The sequence below is a fragment of the Streptomyces sp. NPDC001093 genome, assembly GCF_040298985.1.
GTDB lineage: Bacteria > Actinomycetota > Actinomycetes > Streptomycetales > Streptomycetaceae > Streptomyces.
In genome coordinates this window covers 1-9,455 of the sequence record NZ_JBEPBF010000219.1, presented here as the reverse complement: position 1 = coordinate 9,455, position 9,455 = coordinate 1, and the positions used below count along the sequence as shown (strand labels likewise).

General features: G+C 68.9%; 11 protein-coding genes and 4 pseudogenes. 7 read left to right on the top strand and 8 right to left on the bottom strand.

Translation table 11 applies throughout. From position 1 onward, the window contains the following. Positions 1 to 120 precede the first annotated feature (120 nt). Positions 121 to 390 (top strand): annotated as a pseudogene (locus ABT288_RS48050) (TIGR02391 family protein); the annotation flags it as partial. 63 nt (positions 391 to 453) lie between these two features. On the opposite strand, the gene ABT288_RS48045 reads toward ABT288_RS48050, so the two are convergent. Then, the gene (locus ABT288_RS48045; RefSeq protein ID WP_351622887.1) at positions 454 to 1,065 is read right to left on the bottom strand and encodes a hypothetical protein; all 612 of its coding nucleotides are present in this window, start codon (positions 1,063 to 1,065) and stop codon (positions 454 to 456) included. 625 nt (positions 1,066 to 1,690) lie between these two features. On the opposite strand from ABT288_RS48045, the gene ABT288_RS48040 reads away from it, so the two are divergent. Continuing rightward, a complete protein-coding gene (locus ABT288_RS48040; protein WP_351622884.1) occupies positions 1,691 to 1,870 on the top strand; it encodes a hypothetical protein in 180 nt (59 codons plus the stop codon). On the opposite strand, the gene ABT288_RS48035 is transcribed toward ABT288_RS48040, so the two are convergent. Next, positions 1,867 to 2,235 carry a transposase gene (locus tag ABT288_RS48035; protein WP_351622889.1) on the bottom strand — a complete coding sequence of 123 codons (369 nt, stop codon included), beginning with the start codon at positions 2,233 to 2,235 and terminating at the stop codon, positions 1,867 to 1,869. The genes ABT288_RS48040 and ABT288_RS48035 overlap by 4 nt on opposite strands. 20 nt (positions 2,236 to 2,255) lie before the next feature. Beyond that, positions 2,256 to 2,387: pseudogene (locus tag ABT288_RS48030) on the bottom strand (hypothetical protein); the annotation flags it as partial. On the opposite strand from ABT288_RS48030, the gene ABT288_RS48025 reads away from it, so the two are divergent. After that, positions 2,328 to 2,714: a hypothetical protein gene (locus tag ABT288_RS48025; protein ID WP_351622881.1), complete on the top strand. Its 387-nt coding sequence runs from the start codon at positions 2,328 to 2,330 to the stop codon at positions 2,712 to 2,714. The pseudogene ABT288_RS48030 and the gene ABT288_RS48025 sit on opposite strands and share 60 nt — an antisense overlap. A gap of 183 nt (positions 2,715 to 2,897) precedes the next feature. On the opposite strand, the gene ABT288_RS48020 is transcribed toward ABT288_RS48025, so the two are convergent. Further along, positions 2,898 to 3,335 carry a hypothetical protein gene (locus ABT288_RS48020; RefSeq protein WP_351622878.1) on the bottom strand — a complete coding sequence of 146 codons (438 nt, stop codon included), beginning with the start codon at positions 3,333 to 3,335 and terminating at the stop codon, positions 2,898 to 2,900. 175 nt (positions 3,336 to 3,510) lie between these two features. On the opposite strand from ABT288_RS48020, the gene ABT288_RS48015 reads away from it, so the two are divergent. Together ABT288_RS48015 and ABT288_RS48010 are read left to right on the top strand one after the other, a co-directional pair. Beyond that, entirely contained in the window at positions 3,511 to 4,107 is a 597-nt protein-coding gene (locus tag ABT288_RS48015; RefSeq protein WP_351622875.1) for a hypothetical protein, read from the top strand. 99 nt (positions 4,108 to 4,206) lie between these two features. Beyond that, positions 4,207 to 4,560 (top strand): annotated as a pseudogene (locus ABT288_RS48010) (aminoglycoside adenylyltransferase domain-containing protein); the annotation flags it as partial. 171 nt (positions 4,561 to 4,731) lie between these two features. Here the strand turns inward: ABT288_RS48010 and ABT288_RS48005 are convergent. Both ABT288_RS48005 and ABT288_RS48000 read right to left on the bottom strand, forming a co-directional pair. Then, a complete protein-coding gene (locus tag ABT288_RS48005; protein ID WP_351622872.1) occupies positions 4,732 to 5,250 on the bottom strand; it encodes a transposase domain-containing protein in 519 nt (172 codons plus the stop codon). Positions 5,251 to 5,442: 192 nt separating this feature from the next. Next, entirely contained in the window at positions 5,443 to 6,006 is a 564-nt protein-coding gene (locus tag ABT288_RS48000) for a fasciclin domain-containing protein (RefSeq protein ID WP_351622869.1), read from the bottom strand. Between the two features lie 282 nt (positions 6,007 to 6,288). Between ABT288_RS48000 and ABT288_RS47995 the strand changes: the two genes are divergently transcribed. Together ABT288_RS47995 and ABT288_RS47990 are read left to right on the top strand one after the other, a co-directional pair. Beyond that, positions 6,289 to 6,768, top strand: coding sequence for a sodium:solute symporter family transporter (locus ABT288_RS47995; protein WP_351622866.1), 480 nt, complete (start codon positions 6,289 to 6,291; stop codon positions 6,766 to 6,768). A 214-nt stretch (positions 6,769 to 6,982) separates the two neighbouring features. After that, positions 6,983 to 7,114: pseudogene (locus ABT288_RS47990) on the top strand (replication initiation protein); the annotation flags it as partial. Positions 7,115 to 7,545: 431 nt separating this feature from the next. Here ABT288_RS47990 and ABT288_RS47985 read toward each other — a convergent pair. Both ABT288_RS47985 and ABT288_RS47980 read right to left on the bottom strand, forming a co-directional pair. Beyond that, entirely contained in the window at positions 7,546 to 8,838 is a 1,293-nt protein-coding gene (locus ABT288_RS47985; protein ID WP_351622863.1) for an NRAMP family divalent metal transporter, read from the bottom strand. Then, a partial coding sequence (locus tag ABT288_RS47980) for a CBS domain-containing protein (RefSeq protein WP_351622862.1) occupies positions 8,835 to 9,455 on the bottom strand: 621 nt, incomplete at its 5' end. The genes ABT288_RS47985 and ABT288_RS47980, both read right to left, overlap by 4 nt.

Here is a 9,455-nt window from a genome sequence, read left to right as displayed (position 1 = left end):
AGCTACCTTGCCGGCCTCCACCTCCGTGCCTCGATGATCTGGATCAACGACCTCCTGAAGACGACTGGTTGATCACAACATCACACAGGCCCTAGTAAGGTCGCGCGCCGGGACGCCACCGAGACCGCCCTGTTCCAGAGCGTGTTCTCCAAAGACGATCCCAAGCCGGGACAGCCGCGGCTGCGGCTGATGCCCGACGGCGGCAGCGACACCTTCCGCAGTGTTCAGCGCGGCGCCGCTGCCTTCGCCGAGGGTTGCTACACCGGCATCAGAAACCCCAACAGCAACGAGGGCGGCCTGCGGGAACTGCTCAAGCACGCGGCGCTGGAACAGCTCGCGGCATTCAGCGTGCTGGCCCGCTGGGTCGACACCGCCGCCCTCACCACCTGAGAGCGCGGCCCTCGATCTCTGCTGCACTGATCGGCCGCATCGGCCACCGCTGCGAGGCGCGCCTCAGTACAGGGGCCAGGCCGAACGCGGGGTGTGAAGTCGTGCCTGGGTGGCACCGGTGCGCTCGAGCTCTGCGACGAGGACGGTCAGGACGACGCGCGCAAGCATCGGCATGACCCCGTCCTTGGCGTCCAGGGTCAGTGTCAGCTTCGTCTCGTCGACCCAGGTGCAGTTCGCGTAGTAAGGCGCGGTGGCGATCTGGTCGGCGGCGGGTACGCGGCCGTCTTCGGTGGCTTGGCCGATCGAGGGGGCGGCGGCTCGCAGCGCCGCGACGGCCGCCTGCGGGTCGCAGTCGGTGACCGCGACGCACCATACCTGGTCGGCAAGGACCTCGTAGTCCTCGCATCTGATGGTGGTGATCGGCAGTGTGTCGGGGTCGACGGTGATGCCGCCGGGCTGGCTCAAGGAGGTCGCGGCTCGGCGCATCCACGCGGCGGTGCGGGTATCGTGCGCCTCAAGGTAGGCCTGCGCGATTCGCCAAGGCGCGTCCAGGGCGCCGAGTTCGGCTGCCTCGGCGAATCGCTCCTCTGCGCCGTCGCGGTCGCCCGCGGCCAGCAGTTCGCGGCCGTGCTGGAGGGCGGCCTCGCCGTCGGGGCCGAGCTGTTGATCGTCCATAGCATCATCCCTACCAGTCAGCTGGGGCTGGTGGGCCGTTTCCCAGGGATGGACACCAGCAGTGGGTGAGCCGGTCGACGCCTACAGGTCAGTCTCACCGTGCGTCTCCGCCCCCTCCACGCGCGGTGGTGCTCGCGCCGGAGGGCTGGCCGGGCTCGTCTCCTCGTCGAGCTCGCCCTCGATGAGACCGCTGCCGGCACGAGCCTGACATCCCCCAGCCGCACCCCACCGCACATACGCCCGGCTCACTGTGGTTTGCCCCCGCCTGGTTGGCCTGTCGCTGTGTTCTGCTGCGCGGGCGAGTCTTCTGCCACGGCTGGCCGGCGCCCCATGGAAGCACTGCGCTCCGCTCCGGCGCCCGCCGGGCTGGGAAGCCGCGCCAGACGGACGATCACCCGCAAGAGGCGTACATCCGTTGACGCGAAGATCCCGTCGTAAGGGAGCGCGGGGCATGAGACTCTCGCAGTCGATGGGACGGTGCCCGGCACTCGGCGCTCGAGGCAATGCCCGTCTGATTGCCTCGAAACTGACCGGCAGCTCGACCAGGCGTCCGGGCCGGAGAGGCTGGCGTTCTCGAACGGCTGCGCTGCCGCCGGAATGTCCGGCGCGGAACTGAGGGGCCTACATGACCGATGTGCTCACCCACCCCGAGGCGGCACAGCTCGTCGACGCGCTGGTGGCCGCCCAGGGAGGCCTCGTCGCCTACGGGCTCGGCGCGTCCGGCAGGCAGGTGGCCGTCGCTGCGGGCGCGCGCCTCGCGGCTGAGCTTGACTCTGTCGGGGATCTTGAAGCGGTGGAGGTCTAACTGCCCAGCGTTCGCCATGACTTCGACCGGGGGATGCCGTGCTGGTCCAGGAAGGTCTTGAACGCGGTCGGAGGTCTCGGCGAAGAGGGTCCCTCAGTCGCGGGCTGACTGCTGAGGCGTTCGATGTTCACGGCGATGGCCGTGAGTACGTGTTGCAGATGGGCTTTCGGCTGTCCTCGGTAGCGGCAGTGGCGCATGCCGTGTCCGTGAGCGAACTCGTTGATGGTGCCCTCGGCTCCGGAACGCACCGCGTAGCGGGCCTTGCAGTCAGGGGTCTGCTGCTCGGCGCGGACGCGGAGCTGCAGGTCGCGGAGTTCTCGTGGGGGAAGCCCACGGTCCGGGCGCTGTCGGCGGTGGTGGTGCACCGGGTGCGGACCGGGCAGGGGCGACACTGGCTCTTGGTGAACCGGGCCACGATCAGCGGGGCGGCGGTGGGCGAGGACGTCGGGTAGGGGCCGTGCCAGCCGGCGCTGACCTGACCCTGGGGGCAGGTGACCTGCCGGCGGTCGAAGTCGATGTGGAAATCGTCGCGGTCGAAGCCGTCGTTCTTGCGGTGCTGGCGGGTGGGATTGCCCGGCAGTGGGCCGTTGAGGGTGATCTGGTGTTCGCGCTGGGCTCGTTCCAGGTGGACCAGGGAGGTGTAGCCGCCGTTGACCAGGTGCTCGGCAGGCAGCAGCCGCGGCGCGCCAGGCGGGCGTGGATACCGGGCAGGGCCTGGCCGTCGTTCGTGGCGGCCGAGGTGGTGGCCACATCCGTGATCACGTTGACGCCGCCAGAGGCACACGTCTCGGTGACATGCGCGGCGAACCCCTTCCAGCTGATGATGTGCCCGTGGCGGACGTAGCGCGCCGTGGTGTCGTAAGGGGAGACGACCGCCGAGGAGGAGGGCGGCAGCCCACCGTCGTCGGCGGTGCGCCAGCGCAGGCGGCCTGCCGCGTCGCGGTAGTAGTTCTGCACGACGATCTGGCCCGCAGGGCCTCGGCCTGCGGGCCGGGCCGGTAGCCGGTTCCCTGCTGATGGAGGAGTTTCAGCAGTCGGCAGGCGTCGTCGCCGGCGGCCAGGCGCCCTGGAAGGGCCCTCCGACCTCCTCCACCTCTTCATCACCGTCGGCCAGTACAAGGCCCAGCGCCAGGACCAGCTTGGCGCCACGCACGAGGCCCAGATCCTGCAGCTCATCGCACAGGCTGCGGGCGTGGCCGCCACCGCGCAGAAGAACGCGGCCGAGGCGGGCAAGGCTGCAGCCGCCGCTGCCAAGGCCGCAGACGAAGCTGCCGGCTACGCCAAGCAGGCCGACCAGGCGGCCAAGGACGCCAAGAAGTACGCCACGCAGGCCGACGGCTATGCCACGCAGGCCGAACAGTCCGCCAAGGACGCAGCGGCCTCGGCCACCACTGCCCGCAACGCCCAGCAGGACGCCGAGAACGCAGCTGCCGCGGCCGTAACCTCCGCCGCCCAGGCCCAGCACTCGGCCCACCGCCGCACGCGGCTCCGCCGACTCGGCCTGGACATCCGCCCAGCAAGCCCGCACCTCAGCCCTGGCCGCCGGCAAGGACGCCACCGCCGCCGACCAGGCGGCAATGGAAGCGCAGCGCCCCGCAGTCACCAAACTGCAGCAATAGCAGGCGCAGTTTCGGCAGTGGTTGGAGAAACACAAGAGCGATCAAAGGGCTGACGACGGCAGCTGGGTACCCAGCTGGCTGAAGGACACCGTCTACACGATCGGCGACTACGGGCAGGCGATCCTCAGTAATCCTGACATCTGGGCAGGTCTGATCCAGACCGGTGCCGACATCTGGGGAACGGGCCAGGGCGGCGAAGTCGTCTTCGGAGGCGCAGAACTCTGCCTGAGCGGCTTCGGCTGCCTGGTGGGCGCACCGGCCATCGCCGGAGGCATCGTGATAGCGGGCGCAGGGATTTACGAAATCACCGATGGCATCAGCCGATTCAACAACGGCCTCGGACAAGCCCTACGCGAGGCTGAGGAAAGAAGACCTGTTGAGGGCACGTGCACCCAGTGCTTCGTCGCCGGCACCAAAGTGCACATGGCCGGCGCCTCCACGGAGAACATCGAGAACATCAGGGCAGGCGACAAGGTCGTCGCGACCAACGCACTCACCGGGAAGACCGCGCCGCACAAGGTCACCCGTCTGATCGTCACCGACGGCGACCGCGACTGGCAGCAGCCGGTGTGTGGACTGACCGCGCGGCGCTGCGTGCCTATTCCCACGGGAACCTGAGCGAGTACTGGCTCCCGTTGCTCGACAAGCTCCGCGCCGGAGGGCACGGTTGCCGCCTGGCCGAGTGAGCGGGCCGAGTGGGTAACCGAGTGGGTAACCGAGTGGTTCGTGCTGGGTGTCTCGCGCCTGCATCATCTGCTGGCCAGCGATCGGCTCACGTCCAAGGGCGGCGCTGGACAGTACGCTCTGACCACGTTCGGTGAGCGCTGGCATCCGATCGTCAACGAAGCCCTGCGCATCCGCACCGGCTCTGCGGTAACGTCCCCTGCCTACGACGCTGTGCCAGCCGCACGCGAGCGGGAGACCACCGCGTTCGCCGAGATGGTCGTCGAGGCAGGCTTGGGGATCAATCCCTGGCCGCCGACTGCGCGAGCTACTTCACGCCCCTGGCCGTGGTCAAGCTCAGGAGCCAGCAATGGGTGGCCGGCACTCGAGTTGGCCCGGGCCGAGTGAACGCGGCAGGCGGCCGACCAGGGTTACTTCCTCGGTGCGGCAGCCGGCGAGTTCTGCGTCCAGTACCGCATGGCTGCCCACCTCCACCAATGCAGCCATCCAACCTGCGGAAACGCGCTCCTGCCTGACCCGCGGCCGCTGCCCGGACGTCCGAAGGCGGCCGCGTTGGCTTCAGTGTCCGCGACGTCCCAGCGGGTCCCGTCCACCGCCAGCAGCCGCAACCCGCGCCAGAAAGCGCCGGGAGCCGCCTCGGTGGCCATCGGCTTGGCCGTCGCGGCGAACAGCACACGAAAGAAATGGTTCACGGCCCAGCCGCTGCCGGGCCCGAAACAACGAGGACTTCGCCGGCACATGCCAGCCGCCCAGCAGCCCCTGACCTCGCAGACCCTCCACCAGGTGCCGCATCACTTCCAGATACGGAGCCGGAGAGAACAGCGCCAGCCCCAGCACGAAATACACCACCAGCCGGGCCGGCAGCAGACGCCTACGGCGCTCCGCACGACCACAGGCGGCCACCACACGATCCACCAACCCCGGCGGATACACCCGGGTCAGCAGCCCTAACCCCGATAACTCACCGACATCCGTAGACACCCGAACCACCCCCGGGGCACCACACAGCAGCGTCCCCCCTGACACGACCCTGATTAACTCGCACAGGGTGATCCGGGCAAACAGCTCAACCAGCACGCCAAAGACGGCATGTCACACCGTCATACAAGGTGGCTCCCGATCACGTTGCCGGAAGCAGGCCGTCGCCCTCGACGACCGATACGTCAGCTGGCACGAAGAGATCACCGCCACGGGCGGGAAGCTGCGGGAGGGAACTCCCGTTCCCGAGTCCGCAATGGGTCGCCCCGCGCCGTGAACGAGAGCCGTGAGTCAGGACGGGGGCTGGAGAACTGTGTCAATGACGTAGATGGTGGCGTTCGCGGCCGCGATGTTGCCGCAGACGATGTTCGCCTTGCCGTTGACCTTGAAGTGGGTGCCTGAGCCCGACGTGGTCAGTTTGCTGCCTTCCATCGTCGTGAAGGAGCCCTTGGAGAGTTCGTTCGGGGTGATCTGCTTGTCGACGACGTGGTAGGTCAGCACCTTCTTCAGCTGACCCTGATTGCTGAGGAGCGAGGCAAGCTGCGACACGGTCATCTTCTGGAAGGCCTTGTCGTTGGGAGCGAAGATGGTGACCTGGGGCTTCCCGTCGAGGGTGCCGCTCAGCTTTGCTCTGACCGCGGCTGAGACCAGGTGACTGAGCTGCGGATATGCGGCCGCAGCCTCTACGACCTTGTCCTTGACCGTGGTGGCTTTCTGGGAGAGCGCCGAACAGCCGGGACCGAACGTTCCCGACGGGCTGGGAGACGCATCCTGTGCGTGACTCTGCGACGCCAGACCTCCCAGCGCGAGAGGGATGGCGACCAGAGCTGCCGCGGTGGCCTCTGCCGTACGCATGCTAGTGAACCTCATCGCAACCTTCCTCCCACGGAGGCGTGAACACTGCAGAGGTTTGGAATGCGGACGTCTTCGTTTCCGCTGGGCCGGGTGGGGCGGCTGCTGCGCCACGGCCTTGGGCCATCGTCACCCGGCCACTCAGCGAGCGTATCCAGCCCGTGCCGGTGACCGCATCCCGAAGCCCGGACGCGGAGAACCCCGCCCTGCTGGACCTGCGCCGCCGTGCTGTGGACCGCTCATCCGCGCCACCGTCCCGGTCGCCTGCATCCGTAGCTCACCGTCGTGCTGGGCCTTGCCGTGATGCCGCACATGATCATGCAGATCAACTCCGGTGCCGACGGCGCGGCCGCTCGCCGTGCCACCCGGTACGTCATCACGGTGATCAGCGTCTTCTGCCTGCTCGTGGCGATCGCCGGGCTGGGCGCGGCCGCGGTGGTCGGCGACCGCACCATCACCGCGGTCGACCCGAAGGGACAGATGTCGCTGCTGCTGGCCGGCGGACTGGAAGGGGGCACCTCGAGCGCTGCGGGGAGCGCGCTGTTCACGGCTGTGGCGTGCGCGGTGTTCGTCGCCGTCCTCGGGGTGGTCGCCGGTGCCACGCTCTCGACGGCCGCTGCGTTGGCCCACGACGTCCACGTGCACACAGCACGCCGCGGCCGGCTCAGGGAAGTCAGCGAGGTCCGGTCGGCTCGCTGGTCCGGGGTGTCGGCGTCGGCGTCCTCAGCATCGTCCTCGCTGTCCTTTCGCAGGGCTACAACGTGAACTTCCTGTCCTCCCTCGCACTCGCTGTCGCGGCCTCCTCGGTACTGCCCGCCGTCGTCCACACCCTCTTCTGGCAGACCCCGGTACCCGCCCGCCCTGCAACGACCGGCTCAACCGCCTGCCCCTAGCAGACCAGCACGCAGCCCGGATGACCATGCCCAGTAATGCCGCCGGGTCGGGCGTGCCAGGTCGGCGGAGTGGTTTTGGATTGGAGTTGCTTCGGCGCGCCACCAAACGCGCCGAGATCGCGACGGGAGCACTCGACCGCTCCCTCAAGTTCGCCACCGAACTCGCCCAGTTCGACATCAGCGACCACGCCCGCCGCCTCATTCGAACCGCCTGGTCCCGGTTGGGCCACAGCAGCTGACGGGCCGCGCTGATCTATCAGCACATGACCAGCGAACGGGACCGGGCCATCGCCGACCGGCCCGGCGCCGTGTTTTGGGGCGGCGGGGGAGCGGCCTCAGCCTCGTCCGAGACGAACGTGCCGGCCCATAGTCGCACGCGTGTGGCACGACCCCTGGAACGCCGAAGGCCCAGCCTGGGAGGAAATCCCTCCTGAGCTGGCCCTTCTCTCTGTGCCCCCGGCAGGATTCGAACCTGCGACACCCGCTTTAGGAGTGGGATCGAATCCTTGCCGGGGAGTGCTCGACGCTGCTGGGCGATGCTATTTCCCCTGGTCAGCAGCGAAGCGGCTGCGTACTCGATCTCGCGCACGACACCCTGTGCCGGACAGTCCGTTCACGCATCGCGTACGCACGAAGCCCGCGTCGGGGGTCAGCCGAGGCCGAACCAGCCGAGGATGGTCTGGACGAGCAGGATGGTGGACATGCCCGCGACGCCGACGACCACGACGGTGGCGCCGATCCGGTAGCGGGGGCCGTTGGCCGCCGCGCCGAGCACCGAGCGGCGGTTGGTCAGGACCAGAAGGTAGACCAGCACGATGGGGCTGATCAGGCCCTGGAGGACCTGGGTGCCGATGAGCAGCTGGATGACGTTCACCGGGGTCATGGCGACGACCGCGCCGAGCACGATCTGGGCGGTGAACAGGCCCAGGAAGAGCGGTGCGTCGCGGAAGCTGCGGGAGACGGAGCGTTCCACTCCGGCGGCCTCGCCGACGGCGTAGCTGGCGGAGAGCGGGACGACGGCACCGGCGAGCGCGGAGGCACCGATCAGGCCCACGGCGAAGAGGAGTTCGGCGTTCTGGCCGGCGACCGGTTCGAGGGCTTGTGCAGCCTGGGCCGCTGAGTCCAGCGGGCCGGTGCCGCCGATCGCGGCGGCGGTGGCGATGATGATCGTCAGGCTGATGATGCAGGCGAACACCGCACCGATCACGGCGTCCAGCTTGATGAGCCGGTAGTCCTCGGGTTTGGCGCCCCGGTCGACGACGCCTGCGGCGGCGTAGAACTGCATGTACGGGCTGACGGTCGTGCCGATCAGGGCGACCGCGAGGAGGATGAAGCTCTTGTTGGGCTCGATGTGCGGGACGACGAGGTGCTTGCCGACCTCGCCCCATTGGGGGTGGCCCAGGATCATCGCGATGGGGTAGGCGAAGAACGCCAGCGACATGATGAGGAAGATGCGTTCTGCCCACCGGTAGGAGCCGAACAGGACCAGCGACCAGAGCAGGATCGCGGCCGGCGGGATGACCGCCCACTTTGGTACGCCGAGCAGTTCGAAGGCGGCACCGATGCCCGCGAACTCGCTGACGACCAGGCCCGTGTTGGCCAGCAGGAGACAGAACACCGCAAGTGCGGTCAGGCGGAGGCTGAACTGCTCGCGGATCAGCGCCCCGAGACCCTTGCCGGTGTGCGCGCCGAGGCGTACGGCCATCTCCTGGACCATGACCAGGGCGATGGTGACCAGCACCATGAAGAACAGCGTGCCGTAGGTGTATTGAGACCCGGCGGAGGCGTAGGTGGCGATGCCTGCGGCGTCGTTGCCGGCGTTCGCGGCGACCAGGCCGGGACCGGCGATGGCAGCGATCATCGCGAGACGGCCCAGGCCCCGCCGCCGCGTGGCGAGGGCGGCGGGGGAGGTGGCCGTTGTGGTGTCCAGGTCGCTGGTCACTGCAGGAACCTCCGGAAGTGCAGACGCCCGCGCTCGGGCAGCAGGTAGTCGAGCAGGTCGTCGGCGAGGATCCGGCCGAGGGGCCGGTCGGTGTCGTCGACCACCAGAAGTGAGGTGGCGCGGGAGTCGACCAGCTGGTCGGCGGCCTCGCCGAGGGGGGTGTCGGGGCGGACGGTGGCTGGCGGGCCGAACTGGGATCGCCAGGTCACCAGGTCGGCCATCGGGGTGGTGTCCTCGGCGACGGCCAGGTCGAACAGGGGGAGGTCGCACAGCAGCCGGCCGTTGTCGTCCACGACGGCGATCGCGTCGATCTCGGTGCGGTGCTCGGCCTGTTCGGCCAGCTGTGCCCGCACTTTGGCGACGGTCTCGTCCGGGCGGGAGGTGATCAGCAGTGTGGTCATGGCGCCGCCGGAGGTGCCCTCGCGGTGGGTCAGCAGCCGTCGCAGCTCCGCGGCCTCGCCGCTCGGCATGCGGGACAGCAGGGCCTCGCGCTCCTCGCGGGTGAGGTCGCGCAGGGCATCGGTGGCCTCGTCGGGCTCCATCTCGTCGACGAGGCGGGCGGCGTGCTCCGGCTGGGCCTCGCGCAGCAGGTTCTCCAGCTCGTGCGGTTCCATCTC